Source organism: Sinobacterium norvegicum (assembly GCF_923077115.1).
Lineage (GTDB): Bacteria > Pseudomonadota > Gammaproteobacteria > Pseudomonadales > Sinobacteriaceae > Sinobacterium > Sinobacterium norvegicum.
Genome location: NZ_CAKLPX010000001.1, coordinates 914,004 through 929,963 on the forward strand (window position 1 = coordinate 914,004; position 15,960 = coordinate 929,963).

Annotated in this window: 13 protein-coding genes; 4 read left to right on the forward strand and 9 right to left on the reverse strand. The window is 50.2% G+C overall.

All coding sequences use genetic code 11. From position 1 onward, the window contains the following. Positions 1-21 precede the first annotated feature (21 nt). The 9 genes from bamA to rpsB all read right to left on the reverse strand — a co-directional run bounded on the left by bamA (position 22) and on the right by rpsB (position 10,112). Positions 22-2,562: an outer membrane protein assembly factor BamA gene (gene bamA / locus L9P87_RS03980; RefSeq protein WP_237443383.1), complete on the reverse strand. Its 2,541-nt coding sequence runs from the start codon at positions 2,560-2,562 to the stop codon at positions 22-24. Between the two features lie 50 nt (positions 2,563-2,612). After that, positions 2,613-3,962 carry an RIP metalloprotease RseP gene (gene rseP / locus L9P87_RS03985; RefSeq protein WP_237443384.1) on the reverse strand — a complete coding sequence of 450 codons (1,350 nt, stop codon included), beginning with the start codon at positions 3,960-3,962 and terminating at the stop codon, positions 2,613-2,615. A gap of 24 nt (positions 3,963-3,986) precedes the next feature. Continuing rightward, entirely contained in the window at positions 3,987-5,186 is a 1,200-nt protein-coding gene (gene ispC, locus L9P87_RS03990; RefSeq protein WP_237443385.1) for a 1-deoxy-D-xylulose-5-phosphate reductoisomerase, read from the reverse strand. Positions 5,187-5,198: 12 nt separating this feature from the next. Next, positions 5,199-6,038, reverse strand: coding sequence for a phosphatidate cytidylyltransferase (locus L9P87_RS03995; RefSeq protein WP_237443386.1), 840 nt, complete (start codon positions 6,036-6,038; stop codon positions 5,199-5,201). Beyond that, positions 6,020-6,802 carry an undecaprenyl pyrophosphate synthase gene (gene uppS, locus L9P87_RS04000; RefSeq protein WP_237443387.1) on the reverse strand — a complete coding sequence of 261 codons (783 nt, stop codon included), beginning with the start codon at positions 6,800-6,802 and terminating at the stop codon, positions 6,020-6,022. The genes L9P87_RS03995 and uppS overlap by 19 nt, the downstream gene beginning before the upstream one ends. 94 nt (positions 6,803-6,896) lie before the next feature. Further along, positions 6,897-7,454 (reverse strand): ribosome recycling factor, encoded by a 558-nt coding sequence (gene frr, locus L9P87_RS04005; protein WP_237443388.1) that lies wholly within the window; start codon positions 7,452-7,454, stop codon positions 6,897-6,899. Between the two features lie 94 nt (positions 7,455-7,548). After that, entirely contained in the window at positions 7,549-8,286 is a 738-nt protein-coding gene (gene pyrH, locus L9P87_RS04010) for a UMP kinase (RefSeq protein WP_237443389.1), read from the reverse strand. 78 nt (positions 8,287-8,364) lie between these two features. Next, on the reverse strand, positions 8,365-9,231 hold the full coding sequence (gene tsf, locus L9P87_RS04015) for a translation elongation factor Ts (RefSeq protein ID WP_237443390.1): 867 nt from the start codon (positions 9,229-9,231) through the stop codon (positions 8,365-8,367). Between the two features lie 128 nt (positions 9,232-9,359). Beyond that, positions 9,360-10,112, reverse strand: a complete 753-nt coding sequence (rpsB, locus tag L9P87_RS04020) for a 30S ribosomal protein S2 (protein WP_237443391.1) — start codon at positions 10,110-10,112, stop codon at positions 9,360-9,362. Between the two features lie 370 nt (positions 10,113-10,482). On the opposite strand from rpsB, the gene map reads away from it, so the two are divergent. From map to nth, 4 genes are all read left to right on the forward strand, one after another. After that, positions 10,483-11,304: a type I methionyl aminopeptidase gene (gene map / locus L9P87_RS04025; protein ID WP_237443392.1), complete on the forward strand. Its 822-nt coding sequence runs from the start codon at positions 10,483-10,485 to the stop codon at positions 11,302-11,304. Between the two features lie 84 nt (positions 11,305-11,388). Next, the gene (glnD, locus tag L9P87_RS04030; protein ID WP_237443393.1) at positions 11,389-14,055 is read left to right on the forward strand and encodes a [protein-PII] uridylyltransferase; all 2,667 of its coding nucleotides are present in this window, start codon (positions 11,389-11,391) and stop codon (positions 14,053-14,055) included. A 24-nt stretch (positions 14,056-14,079) separates the two neighbouring features. Continuing rightward, complete coding sequence (gene dapC, locus L9P87_RS04035; RefSeq protein ID WP_237443394.1) at positions 14,080-15,285, forward strand: succinyldiaminopimelate transaminase; 1,206 nt, start codon at positions 14,080-14,082, stop codon at positions 15,283-15,285. Beyond that, positions 15,282-15,956, forward strand: a complete 675-nt coding sequence (gene nth / locus L9P87_RS04040; RefSeq protein ID WP_237443395.1) for an endonuclease III — start codon at positions 15,282-15,284, stop codon at positions 15,954-15,956. The genes dapC and nth overlap by 4 nt, the downstream gene beginning before the upstream one ends. Positions 15,957-15,960 lie beyond the last annotated feature (4 nt).

The following is a 15,960-nucleotide window of genomic DNA, read 5'->3' on the forward strand; positions in this document are numbered from 1 at the left end:
AATAATGGGTTTTTTGTTTATTTAAAATGCCTGACCAAGAGAGAACTGGAATACCTCGGTATCATCGTTCTCGCCTTCATTAAATGGCTTGGCCAAACTGAAGGTTAACGGGCCGAAACCAGTAATCCAGGTTAAGCCAACACCAACGGAATAACGCAATTCAGCGGCATCCGGCTTATAGCAATCTTGCTGGTCTTCATAACAGTCGGTGCTGAATACATTACCCGCATCCAAGAAAAAGGCGGTACGCAGTGAGCGCTTATCTTTGACAAACGGCGCCGGGAAGATCAATTCGATACTACCCTCGACCAAGACGTTACCACCGAACGGGTCTGAGCTATCCAGCGGATTTGATACATAGGTGCCGGTTTCGGGGTCATAGACATAGCCACAGGTGCTCGAATCACTCTGGTCGACACAATTGACCTGATAAGATTGCGCAGGCGTCGACTGCGGTCCAAGGGTATTACTCTTAAACCCCCTGACCGAGCCATAGCCGCCGGCATAGAAGTTTTCGAAGAATGGCAGATGCTCGATATCGCCATAACCATCGCCATAGCCCAGCTCGCCACGGAAACGCAACGTCAGCGACTTGGTGAGTGGCATAAAGTACTGACCATTATAAGTTAGCTTGTAATAGGTTAAGTCTGAACCCGGCACCGCCATATCGATGGCAACAGACTGGGAATAACCCCGAGTGGCCAATTGGCCGCGGTTCAGCGTCGACTGGGTCCAGCTGGCAGACATCTTAAACAGGTTGTAGCGATCACCGTAGACATCAATAAAGCCACCCTGATCGAAGGTCTGAAAATAATCATCGTTAACCGGGTCGAGGCTGCCGCTGGTATCGATGGTGCCATCGGGGTTCAGCGTCCAAGAGCCATCAATCCAGCCTTGCTCAAGCGGTGAGCGGGTAATCTCCTGCACGGCATATTCACCGGTGGTAATGTGGGTGTTCTGGTAGCCGAGGCTGAAGCCGAGACGCTCGGTTTCCTTGATCGGATAACCAAAGTTCATCGCCGCACCGTAGCTGTTGGTGCTGTAACTGGCAACGTTGACCTCTTCCAAATTAGTTTCACGATAATAGACGCTGAAACCACGGCTGACGCCATCCTCGGTATAGTAAGGGTTAACATAGCTGTAACTGGCTGTGCGCTGATAACTACTGAAGTTAACACCGACACCGACACGGTTACCGGTGCCCATAAAGTTATTCTGTTGTATATTGGCACCCAAAATCATACCGGTACCCTGTGCATAACCAACACTGGCGCCGATACTGCCCGAGGGTTGCTCTTCAACCGTATACTCGACGTCAACCAGGTCATCGGTACCGGCTACCTCACGGGTATCAACACTGACGCCCTTGAAGAAACCTAGCCTCTCGAGACGGACTCGGCCCTGTTCGATACTGGATGTCGAGGCGGTAGCCGCCTCCATCTGACGCATCTCTCGGCGCAGGACATCATCGCGGGTCTTGGTATTACCTCTGAAAGCAATACGGCGGACATAAGCACGTTTGCCCGGGTCGACAAAGAACTTCAACGAAACTGTATTGTCCTCTTCATTGATTTCAGGACGCCCCACCACCTTGGCAAAGGTATAGCCGGCGTTACCCAACCGCTGCGTAACATACTCCTCAGAGCGGGTGACAAACGTCTGCGAAAAAGTTTGCCCTGTTTGCACGATCAAAAACTTACTCAATTCTTCCTCTGGCACGACCAAATCACCGGATAGTTCGACATCAGAGACGATAAATTCTTCACCCTCGTTGACGTTAATGGTGATATAGACCGACTCACGGTCAGGAGTAATAGAGACCTGCGACGATTCTAAGCGATAATTGATATAACCGCGGTCGAGGTAATAGGATTGAAGCTTTTCAATATCACCCTGCAGCTTTTCTTTAGAGTATTTATCGTCACCACTGATCCAAGAAAACATGCCGGTGCTACGCAACTCGAAGTTATCGAGCAACTCTTTATTATCGTAAACAGAGTTACCCACAATATTGACGTTGCGAATGCGCGCCACATTACCTTCGTTAACATTAATATTAACAGCGACACGGTTACGTGGTTCCTGTTGCACCTCGGTATCGATAGACGCGTCATAACGCCCCTGAGAAACGTACTGACGCTGAAGCTCTAAACGCATGCCCTCAAGGGTCGAACGTTTAAGTACCTTGCCTTCAGCGAGGCCGGCCCCCTTCAAACCCTCTAACAGGGCATCGGTTTCAATCGCCTTATTACCCTCAATATTAATCTCACTGATAGAGGGCCGCTCCAGCACCTGAATCACAAGCACATCGCCATCGCGGCCAATTTGAATATCATCAAAATTACCAGTACTGAATAACGTCTTAGCCGAGTGGCGTAACATTGATGCATCAACGTTGTCATTGACACTCAGGGGGAGAGCCGAAAAGACGCTACCAGCAGAGATACGCTGCAAGCCCTCTACTCGAATGTCAGAAACCACAAACTGCTCTGCCCAAGCAGGCAGCGAAAATGCCGCAGCTAAAAGCCCGGCTATGTAAAACTTCTTTTTAATGTATAACATGTTACAAAAAATCAACCCAACATCTATGCATGCGAACAGGCAAAAAAAGCCTATAAGCGCATAATATCATTATAGAAAGCCAAAATCATGACCCCGAGTACTACGGCCAAACCAAGCTGCGTGCCTACTAATTGCACTTTCTCTGGTACCGGTTTACCAGTGACAGCTTCAATACTGTAATAGAGCAAATGACCACCATCCAAAACGGGTATCGGCAGTAAATTCAAAACGCCCAAACTAATACTTAATAATGCCAAAACCCCAATATATTGCTCGAAGCCGGACTGTACAGAAGTAGACGCCACTTTAGCAATGGTAATAGGTCCACTCAAGTTTTTTGATGAAATCCGACCCGTTATCAACTTACCCATAGCCGAAAGCGTGAAAACAGACATATCCCATGTCTTTTCTGACGCCTTCACCAAGGCGCCAAAGATAGAGTAATGATATCGTCTTAAGTAGTCCTCTGGAATTTTAGGTGAAACACCAACCTGACCAACAACGCCCCCTTCTTTTAAGCTTATCGGCTTGGGCACTATCACCAAAATATTCTCAACACCATTACGTTCGACCGTTAGATCGAGCTTTTTATCCGCACTGGCCCTAATTAATTCCACCCAAGCAACCCAACTCTCTACAGTCTCTCCATCGACAGCAAGCACTTTATCGCCAGTAATCAGCCCGGCCTCGACCGCAGCCGAACCCTCAACCACCCGGTCAATCACCACAGGGAAATCCGGCCCACCCAGCTGCAAACCAATATTGGCCAATAGATCGGGCTCCTCATTACCGCTCAACCAGCGCTCGATAGGTAATTGCAGCTGATCGACCAAATCAGAGCCCGGTACGGTGACCGACAACGCTATAGTACCCGTGTCACCTATTCTAAAGAGCAATTGCTGCATCACAGCCTGCCAGGTCGCGGTTGACTCCCCATCAATCGCGACAATCTCCTGCCCCGGCTTAAGGCCAGCCTCTGCTGCCAACGACATCGGCTCCACCGCCTTAACCATCGGCGCAACACCCGTCACCCCCATACCGAAAACAAACCAGTAAGCCGCGATCGCCAAGATAAAATTAGCTAACGGCCCCGCTGCAACAATAGCGATACGAGACCAGACAGACTGACGATTAAAGGCATAGGGTAGATCGGCCTCCGCCACACCCCCCTCACGCTCGTCGATCATGCGAACGTAGCCGCCAAGCGGAATAGCCGCAATAGTGTATTCAGTCCCCTGCTTATCCTTCCAGCTGATTAAACTCTTACCAAAACCTATCGAAAAGCAGACCACCTTGACACCACAGCGCCTAGCCACCCAAAAGTGGCCAAACTCATGAATAGTCACCAAAATACCAAAGGTGATTACTCCCATTAGAATTATTTGCAAGGTCTCAAACACGAATCATTCTCTGTTTCATTAAACTCAAGACACCAAGGGTAACATGCTAAGCGCCAAGTCTCGCGCTCTGACATCGGCGGCCAATAAAACCTGTAAACTTTCCGCCCCAGTATCGGGCAATTGGTTGAGCACCCGCTCGATCACCTCTGGAATTTGATCGAAGCCTAAATCGCCCTCTAAAAAGGCAGCCACTGCAACCTCATTGGCCGCATTGAGCACGCAGGGCGATGAACCGCCACGCGAATATGCCTCCGCAGCTAAACGCAGACAGGGAAAACGCTCGATATCTGGCGATTCAAAATCCAACCGGGCTGTGGCAACAAGATCCAGCGGGGAGACTCCTGAGCTGATACGCTCTGGCCAGGCCAGACCATAGGCTATCGGCGTCCGCATATCCGGATTACCCATCTGAGCAATCACTGAGCCATCAACATACTGCACCATCGAATGAATAACGCTCTGCGGATGAACCACGACATCGACCTGTTCGGGCTCAACGCCAAACAACCAACAGGCTTCGATCAGCTCCAACCCCTTGTTCATTAACGTCGCTGAGTCGACTGAAATTTTACGGCCCATTGACCAATTGGGGTGCGCACAGGCCTGCTCTACCGTCACCGCAGCTAAACGAGATTTATCCCAGGTCCGAAATGGCCCTCCTGATGCGGTCAACAGAATTTTATCAACACCACTATTCTGCAATGCACCCCGGCGAAAGCCGGCAGGCAGCGACTGAAAAATAGCGTTATGTTCACTATCAATCGGCAGCAAAACACAGCTGTTTTGCGCCACAGCATCCATAAACAATTGACCGGCAACCACCAGCGACTCTTTATTGGCCAGTAACAGGCGCTTACCCGCCTCTGCCGCAGCCAATGCCGGAGCAAGACCGGCAGCCCCCACAATGGCTGCCATCACCACATCCACATCGCCGTGGGACGCAACCATTGCCAATGCCTCCACACCGACCAAGACCTCTGTGCGCAGCCCCTTGCCCTGCAACAGCGCTGCTAGCTTTGCCGCTGCAGACTCGCCCGTCATGACGGCGTAACGCGGATTGAATTGCACGCACTGAGCCGCTAGCACCGCCGACTGCGTGTGACCGGTCAAGGCAAAAACTTGATATTGATCAGGATGCTGGGCAACAACATCCAGTGTACTCACACCGATCGAGCCGGTGGCACCCAAGATAGTCAACTGCTGCATTTTTTCACCCGCTGTCATAGCGACACCTTTTTAAACTGCAAGCTGCTGCAAAACCAACATCAAACCGAGCACAAACACTGGCGCTCCTGCACTGATACCGTCCATCCTATCCGCAATACCACCATGACCGGGTAAAATATTACCGCTGTCTTTAATGCCGCGGTGTCGCTTAACCATACTCTCCAGCAAATCCCCCAGAGCCGATGCCAGCGCCGATACCAATGCCAAAATAAGCCAGACAGCGAGAGACATGCCTGCAACCACATCGAATCCATAGGCAATGGCAGCAATTGCCACACTCGACAGCATACCACCAACAAAGCCCTCCAGGGTCTTACCTGGACTCACAGCAGGCGCCAATTTGTGGCGACCAAACTTCTTACCCGTGAAATAAGCCCCGGTGTCCGCCGCCGCAATCATCGCGATCAAATACAGCGTCAGCGCTACGGAATGCGTTTCATAGGTTAAAATCGCCAGCGATAACCAGCCACCGACCACAACGACCAACCCCATCAAGCCACGAGTAATCTTCGCCCCCCAGATTACCTTACTGGCCGGATAACCCAGCACCCATAGTAGCGCCAAGGCCCAGAAAACAACCACCCAAGATAGCACCTGTAGGCCGCGCTCTGAGGCCAAGCCCAGCTGCGGCTCGGCATATTGCGCGCAGACAAAAATAAGCATCGCAGCAATAGCAACATAGAGGCCACGCAACAACTGCGAAGAGAAGCCAGATAAATCACTCCACTCCCAGGCCGCTATCAACACCACCCCCGCAAACACCAGCGCCAGATAATCCGAGGGCAGAAACAACGCCCCCACAAACAATATCGCCATCACTACAGCACTAATTATACGTTGCTTAAGCACGCATCCTCCTGCTCAATTTGTTCACTAGTCTTACCAAAACGACGCTGCCTGCCCGCAAACTCTGCAATTGCTTGACGCAGTGCTTGCTCACCAAAATCAGGCCAATAGGTTTCAGTAAAATAAAATTCCGAATAGGCGCACTGCCACAACAAATAATTACTAATGCGCATTTCACCGCCAGTACGAATCAACAAGTCCGGGGCTATCAAATCCGATAGACTCATTCGCTGCGCCAGCATCGATTCATCGATACTGTCAGCGGACAGCAGACCGGCCTCGACATCTTTTGCCAAACTCTTGGCCGCCGACGCCACATCCCACTTACCACCATAATCAGCGGCAATGACCAGGGTTCTACCACTGTTATCGACGGTCAACTGCTCCGCCTGGACAATCTGTTGGCACAACTTTGATGAAAAACGATCCCGGCGACCAACCACCCGTAGACGTACGTTATTTTTATGTAATTCAGGTACTTCTTTTTTCAAATAGGACGAAAAAAGGCTCATCAGAGCTGACACTTCGTGCTTGGGTCGCAGCCAGTTCTCACTGCTAAAAGCAAACAAGGTCAGTACATCAACATCAAACTTATCACAGGCATTTAGTACACCGCGTATAGCCTCAACTCCGGCCTTATGACCCGCTGCCGCCTTTAATATGCCCTGCTTCTTCGCCCAGCGATTATTGCCATCCATAATGATAGCGATGTGCTTCGGCACATTTTTCACCTGCTCAGGCGATAATATCTCGACAGTGCCCGCCATAATTAAACTTCCAACTCAGATACAAAAACCGCCATTAACCTATCGATTAATGGCGGCAACACTCTACAGCCAACGCGTCTTAACGATTCGTTGGTTAGATCTGCATTAAAGCAGTTTCTTTCTCAGCCAATGCCTTGTCAACACGACCAACAAAACCGTCGGTAATTTTCTGAACATCGTCTTGAATCTTACGATCCTGATCCTCGGTGATTTCTTTCTCTTTGAGCAATTCTTTAACATCATTGAGAACATCACGACGAATACTGCGCACAGAGACACGTGCGTTTTCAGCTTCTGCACGAGCCTGACGGATATAAGTCTTACGCGTCTCCTCTGTCAAAGCTGGCATTGGAATGCGAATAAGATCACCATTTGTCGCCGGATTAACACCCAGATCAGACTTCATGATAGCCTTTTCAACCTCAACTACCATGGGCTTTTCCCAGGGTGATACCGTCAGCGTACGTGCATCTTCGACGGAAATATTAGCCACCTGCGACAACGGCGTCGGCACACCGTAATAGTTCACAGTAATACCATCGAGAATACTCGGGTGTGCACGACCAGTGCGAATCTTATTGAATGCCGATGCCAGCGCCGTGACGCTTTTTTCCATCCGCTCTTGAGCATCCTGTTTGAGATCATCGATCACAAAATTTCCCCTTTAAAACAGCTTGTAACAAATTAATGGCATCAATAATAACGAGGCGAGGGCGAATACACCACCCCCTATAGCCCAATAACGACTATTTTTCCTCGCTGATCAACGTACCCTCTTCACCACCAACAACAATATTTAGCAGCGCACCGGATTTATCCATTTTAAAGACTCGAATTGGCATTTTATGATCGGAACACAACACGATGGCCGTTAGATCCATTACCTCAAGTTTGTTCTCAATAACTTCGTCATAACTCAGCCAGTCATACTTGGTTGCCGAGGGATCCTTAACAGGATCGGCAGAATAAACCCCGTCCACCTTGGTCGCCTTCAGCACCAACTCAGCATTCACCTCGATGCCACGCAAACAAGCAGCTGAATCCGTTGTAAAAAATGGGTTACCGGTACCGGCAGAGAAAATGACAACATCACCCTGCTCCATATAGCGCATCGCTGTACGGCGGTCGTAATGCTCAACAACACCACTCATCGGAATCGCAGACATGACACGGCTAGAAATATTCGAACGCTCAAGCGCATCGCGAAGCGCCAAAGCATTCATCACCGTCGCCAACATGCCCATATGATCGCCGGTAACACGATCCAAACCAGCCTTACTCAGCGCCGCACCACGGAACAAATTACCGCCGCCGACCACCAAACCAACCTGCACCCCAATACCTACCAGCTGACCTATTTCTAAGGCCATACGATCGAGCACAACAGGATCAATACCAAACCCCTGCTCACCCATTAAAGCCTCACCACTGAGCTTTAATAAAATACGTTTGTATTTCCTATCTCCGACCGGACTTTGACTCATACCGACTCCTATATTGGGTTTTAATGATGTGGTTTTTACAGACAAAAAAATAGGCGGCTAAGCCGCCTATTGAAGGTCTTACTTAGAAGCTGCTAACTGCTCAGCAACCTCGGCAGCGAAATCGACTTCTTCGACCTCAATACCCTCGCCAACCTCAAAACGGACAAAACCAACAACTTCAGCACCGGCCTGAGCAGCAAGCTTAGCAACGGTGAACTCAGGGTTCTTAACGAACGCCTGCTCAGTCAAGCTGATTTCAGCCAAGAACTTCTTAATACGACCGCCAATCATTTTCTCGACGATGTTCTCTGGCTTGCCTTCCATATCAGGCTGAGCCTTGATGATGTCAGATTCCTTGTCGATAACGTCCTGCGACACATCGGCAGGAGATACAAACTGAGGATTAACAGCGGCAACATGCATCGCGATATCTTTCGCCAGCTCAACATCACCACCTTTCAAGGTAACCAATGCTGCAATCTTGTTAGTTGAGTGAACATAGCCACCAACAACATCACCGGAAGAGTCAGCGGCGCGACGAACACCAATGTTCTCGCCAATCTTCTGAACCAAAGCCTCACGAGCAGCCTCAAGGTCGCCCGCCATGATAGCAGCAACATCAACTTGCTTCTCAGCAAATGCCTTATCAGCAACAGTATCCACGAAAGCCAGGAAGCTATCATCACGAGCAACAAAATCTGTCTCGCTGTTCACTTCGATTACCTGACCGTAGCTTGCATCGTCAGCAACACGGATAGCAACCACACCATCAGCCGCAGTACGACCAGCTTTCTTAGCCGCTTTCATGCCGCTAGACTTACGCAGGTTTTCAATCGCCTGCTCGATATCACCACCTGTTTCTTTAAGCGCCTTTTTACAGTCTAGTAAGCCCAGACCAGTACGCTCACGAAGTTCTTTAACCATTGCTGCAGAAATTGCTGCCATCAACCTATCCTCGATAAAGAGTTTTAATACTCCCGCCCACTATTCACTGGGGCGAAAGCCAAGTATTCGATTCAAAAAGGGGGGCTAAGCCCCCCTTCTTAGTCGCAAATTAATAAGGGCAAGCCTTATTAGCCTGCTTTTTCTTCGCTAGAAGTTTCTTCTACGAATTCGTTCTTAGCGGCTTCGCCAGCTTCGCTCTCACCCTTGCCTGCAGTCACTGCATCGGCAATAGTTTTCACGTACAAACGGACAGCGCGGATAGCATCATCGTTTGCAGGGATAACGTAATCAACGCCATCTGGGTTTGAGTTAGTATCAACGATACCGATAACTGGGATGTTCAATTTGTTAGCTTCAGCAATCGCGATACGCTCGTGATCAACATCGACAACAAAAAGTGCGTCAGGTAGACCGCCCATATCCTTGATACCACCGATAGAACGCTCAAGCTTATCCATCAAGCGAGTACGCATCAGAGCTTCTTTCTTAGTCAACTTGTCGAAAGTACCATCCTGCGCCTGAGCTTCGAATTCACGAAGACGACGGATAGACTGACGAATAGTCTTGTAGTTAGTCAGCATACCACCCAACCAACGATGACTAACGAAAGGCATGCTAACGCGAGAAGCTTCTTCACGGATAGCCTTGCCCGCTGCACGCTTAGTACCAACGAACAATACTTTATTGCCGTTAGAAGCCAAGTTTTCAACCAGCGCAAGGGCTTCGTTGAAAGCAGGAACAGTGTGCTCTAGGTTAATGATATGAATCTTGTTACGTGCGCCAAAGATGTATTTACCCATCTTTGGGTTCCAGTAACGGGTCTGGTGACCGAAGTGTGCGCCAGATTGAAGCAAAGCGCGCATGCTAATAGTAGTAGCCATAGTTTTACCTAATATATATTACGGGTTATTCCTCCACGTGCCCCATCTTTAAACCCTTACGGGCACCCAAAAAGAATGTGACGACACGTGTGTGACGTTTACCGTTCAATGACGGCGTGCGCTTTATACCACAGCGGCGGCAAAACTGAAAGGCAAAATCGCTGCCACAGCCCACACAGTACCTGACTGTTTTTATCAACTTTCGCCTTTTTCGCTAAAAAATAGGGTACAATGCCGCCATTCGTATTTCTGTCACAGCCTCTGCCGGACGGCCTCAAGCATTCTTCGCCGCCTCCATACAACGCAACAGGCCAACGACTAAAGACCAGTATTATCGGCAGATTGCCGAGGGAATTCATTGGAACCACATATGACTGTTAGCATCAAAACCCCCGAACAAATCCAAAAAATGCGTGTAGCCGGCAAGCTCGCTGCCGATGTCCTTGAAATGATCGAACCCTATGTCAAGGTCGGCGTCACCACCGGCGAACTCGATCGCATCTGTCATGAATACATTACCAAGGAGCGCGATGCCATTCCCGCACCGCTCAACTACCATGGCTTTCCCAAATCTATTTGCACCTCAATCAACCATGTGATCTGCCACGGCATTCCCTCCGACAGCAAAAAACTGAAAGAGGGTGACATTCTCAACATCGACATTACCGTGATCAAAGATGGTTTCCACGGCGACACCAGCAAGATGTTCTATCTCGGTAATGTACCGAACTATATGAAAAAATTGGCCGAGCGCTCACAATTCTGCCTGTATAAAGCACTTGAGATTGTCAAGCCCGGCACCACGCTTGGCGACATCGGCGCAATTATTCAAAAACATGCCGAGAAGAAAGACGCCAATGGTGTCAGCTATAGCATTGTTCAGGAGTACTGCGGCCACGGTATTGGCGAAGTATTCCATGAGGAGCCTCAGGTCTTACACTACGGTGTAGCCGGACAGGGCTTGGCGCTAAAAGAGGGAATGACCTTTACCATCGAGCCGATGCTCAATGCTGGCAAGCGCCACACCAAACTTAACAACAAAGACGGCTGGACCGTCACAACCAAAGACGGAAAGCCGTCCGCCCAGTGGGAACACACCATTGTGGTCACCGCCGACGGCTGTGAGATTCTCACCGCCCGCCAAGAAGAGCTGGAGGCCTTTAGTGGCTGCGCCATCTTCCGCAAAGACTAGCACTCGACATCCGCCCAGCCTTTGCGCTGGGCAATCGGCCAGCAAATTAGCCAGCCCCTCCCAAACATAAATAATGACGGCGATATGACGACCACGTTAATAGATATCTACCAAGTCACCGAGCAACTCATCGACAATCCAACGCCTCAGCTGCCGCTGAAGGCCGCGATAAAAGAAGGCTCCGAGTTACTCAACCAGCAATTTTTAGAGGGTAGAAACGTCACCGAGTTGGTAAGAGAACGCGCCGTACTCATTGACGCTATTATCGACCTCTGCTGGAAAAACTGTCAACTACTCGGCCAACAGATGACCCTAGTGGCTGTTGGCGGCTACGGCCGCGGGGAACTTCACCCCTTCTCCGATATCGACATTCTGGTGCTACTAAAAACCGAGCCCGACGCCGAAGCTCAGGCATCACTGGAAAAGTTTATCACCCTGCTGTGGGATCTCGGTCTGGATATCGGTCACAGTGTTCGCACCAGCGACGAGTGCGTGGCCGAGGCCAGTAAAGATATCACCATTGCCACCGCGCTGATGGAATCTCGAGTACTCAGTGGCAATTGCGAACTGCACGAGCAAATGAAACAAGCCACAGATCCGAGCAACGTCTGGGACAGTCGGGAGTTCTTCCAGGCCAAATGCCAGGAGCAGCAAAATCGACACGATAAGTTTGCCAACACCGAATACAATCTTGAGCCCAATGTGAAGTCATCACCGGGGGGCTTGCGCGATATACAGGTCATCGACTGGGTGACCAAACGCCACTTTGCCACCAGCGATCGCTCGCAATTGGTCAGCAATCAATTCCTCACCGATGAAGAATTCAAAATAATTGAAGATGGTCGCAATTTTATGTGGCAGGTCCGCTGGGCACTTCACATGGTGGCCAACCGAGCTGAAGATAGGCTGCTGTTCGACTATCAGCGCCAGCTTTCCGAAATCTTTGGTTTTACCGACGGCGACGAGCGCCATAACATTGAGCAATTTATGCAACGCTTTTACCGTTGGGCTATTGCGCTATCGGAGCTCAACGATCTAATTATTCAGCACTTCAACGAGGCAATTATTCAGGCCTGCGAGCCCGAAGAAGTAATGGAGATCAACACCCGCTTCCGCATTCGCAACAATCTCATTGAAGCGGCTAACGAAACTGTTTTTCAAAAACACCCCTCGGCCCTGCTTGAGGTGTTCGTACTGCTCGCCAACAACCCCCACATCGAAGGCGTAAGAGCAGCGACTATTCGATTGATACGCGATGGCCGTCACCTGATTGATGACGCCTTTCGCGAGAACCCTAAGAACCGACAACTATTTGCCGAATTACTGCGCGGCAATCACTTGCTGGCCACCTCACTACACCGAATGAAACGCTACGGCATCCTCGGCAACTACCTGCCAGAATTTGGCAAAATTATCGGCCAGATGCAGCACGACCTCTTTCATATTTACACCGTTGACGCCCACACCATTCAAGTAGTGCGCAATATGCGGCATTTTGGCTATGATGAGTATCGCGAGAAGTTTCCCCTCGCCTCCTCTATCCACAACAGAATGGACAAGGTTGAGCTGCTCTATACCGCCGGTCTCTATCATGATATTGCCAAGGGTCGCGGTGGCGATCACAGCGAACTCGGCCAGGAGGACGCCAGACAATTTTGCATCAACCACGGCTATAGCAAATCTGATACCAACCTCGTCGTCTGGATGGTCAAGCATCATCTCACCATGTCGAGTATTGCCCAACGCAAAGACATTTCCGACCCCGAAGTCATCCGCGACTTTGCCAACCTGGTCGGCGATCAACGCCACCTCGATTATCTCTACGCTCTGACAGTCGCCGATATCAACGCCACCAATCCAACACTGTGGACAAGTTGGCGAGCAGCGCTGATGCGTCAATTATATTTAGAGACCAAGCGCGCGTTGCGACGCGGCCTAGAAAACCACGTCGACAAAGAAGAATTGGTTGCCGACATTAAAGAGCGGGCCATCCGGCTATTAGAAGACAAGGGCTTTGATGCTGAAGACGTTCTAAACTTCTGGGACAACCCCGGTGACGAGTATTTTCTGCGTCACTCACCGCGCGAAATTGCCTGGCATACCGAGGCAACCGCCGGCCATGGCGATAGCACTAAACCGCTGATTTTGATTGAAGACACCCTCGATAAACTTTACGAGGGAGCCACCCACATTTTTATTCGCACCACAGAACATAAGTACCTGTTCGCCAATGTCGCCGCCTGTTTCGAGCAGCTCAACCTCAGCATTCAAGATGCCCGTATCATTACCACAGAATCAGGCCTGTGTATGGACACCTTTATCGTTCTTGACGCCAACGGGGAAGCCATCGGCACCTCGCCTCAACGTCTCAAAACCATCCGCAAAAAACTCAACGAATACCTCAGCACGCAACAGCAGGTAATCGATAACGTGTCGCGCTTTATCCCGCGTCAATTGAAGCACTTCAACAACCCAACCAATGTCACCATCATTACCGACACACAAAAAGAACAGACCATTATCGAAGTGATAACACCAGACAGACCTGGGTTACTGGCTCTGGTCGGTTTAATTTTTGCCGAGAACCAATTGATGTTGCAAAACGCCAAGATATCGACGCTCGGTGAGCGAGTAGAGGATGTATTCTTTATCACTGACAACAATGGCAAAGCGATAGAAGATGCCGATGTCAGCGAGAGAATTTGCCAGCAACTGCGCCTTCAGCTCGACCAGAATGTCAACGATCAATAATTTAACCATCGATACTAAACTGCTATGAATAACGACTTACAACATCTGCACCGCTACCCCTTCGAAAAATTGGCTGCGCTCAAAGCCCAGGTAACGGCACCGAATCATCTTGAGCACATAGCCCTGTCGATCGGCGAGCCAAAGCATGCGCCACCTCAATTTGTGCTTGAAAACCTGACTAACAATCTCGATAAAATATCTGGCTACCCGACGACTGCCGGTATTTTACCACTGCGCCAGGCCATCGCTGACTGGGCCACAAGCCGCTTTCAATTAGCACCGCAATCTCTGACTGCGCAATCTCATGTATTGCCGGTCAATGGCACCCGTGAAGCACTTTTTGCCTTGACACAGGCCGTCGTCAACAGAGCCGACAAACCTTTAGTACTGATGCCCAATCCTTTCTACCAGATTTACGAAGGCGCGGCGACGCTGGCCGGGGCAGAACCCTATTACCTCAACTGCCTTGCCAGCAATAATTTTCAACCAGACTACGATACAATCCCCGCCGACGTATGGCAGCGAACACAGCTGTTGTTTCTGTGCAGCCCGGGCAACCCAACAGGAGCAGTCACTGATGCAGAGACGCTTAAAAAGCTTATCGTACTAGCCGATCAGTATGATTTCATCATCGCCAGCGACGAATGCTATTCAGAACTCTACTTCGACGAGCAGCAACCCCCTATGGGTTTATTGCAGGCCTGCGCCGAATTAGATCGTAACGATTTTAAGCGCTGCGTTGTCTTTCACTCGCTGTCCAAACGTTCGAACCTGCCCGGTCTACGTTCGGGTTTCGTAGCCGGTGATGCCGACATCATCCAACCATTTCTGCTCTACCGCACCTACCATGGTTGTGCCATGCCGCTGCATCACCAACACGCCAGCATTCAAGCATGGGGAGACGAAACCCATGTCAAACTGAACCGCGATTACTATCGCCAAAAATTTGACGCGGTCATCGATATTCTGCAAGACGTCATCGATATCGAGCAGCCTGAGGCTGGCTTCTATCTCTGGCTCAACGTCGATGGCAGCGACAGCGAATTTGCCCAGCAGCTGTTTGCCGAGCAAAACATCACCGCGCTACCCGGCAGCTTCTTAGGCCGTGAAGCCAATGGTGTCAACCCTGGCGCAGGCAGAGTAAGAATGGCGCTGGTGGCGGAGCTGGCGCAATGTATAGAGGCGGCACAACGCATCAAAGCTTTTCTCACGCGGCGACAGCAGCCATGACCTGCGCCAAAAAAAATATGCTTAAGGGTGAGCGGGTCAATTATATCTTGCGGCGACTACAAAGCCTCTATCCCAATCCGCCTGTCCCCCTCGACCACAAAGATCCTTACACCTTGTTAGTCGCGGTTTTATTATCGGCACAGTGCACCGATGCACGAGTCAACCTGGTCACACCGGCGCTATTCGACCGTGCCGACAACCCCTTCGATATGGCCAAGGTTCCCGTCGAAGAAATCAAGGCTATTATTCGTCCCTGTGGGCTATCTCCGCAAAAATCAAAGGCAATATCGGTACTGTCACAGATGCTGGTCGATCAATACGATGGCGAGGTACCGGCAGATATGGCAGCACTGGAAGAGCTCCCCGGAGTAGGCCACAAAACCGCCAGCGTCGTCATGTCGCAGGCTTTCGATATCCCCGCCTTTGCTGTCGATACCCACATCCATCGGCTGGCCCAGCGCTGGGGGCTGACCAATGGCAAAAATGTCCAACAAACTGAAAAAGACCTTAAGCGCCTGTTTCCTAAAGAAAGCTGGAACCAGCTTCACCTGCAAATCATCTATTATGCCCGCGAATTTTGCTCAGCCCGTGGCTGTGACGGCCGAATCTGTGAAATCTGTAGCACCTGTTACCCGCAGCGTAAACACCCCAAAAAAGTGTTAAAGCCTTGATCAA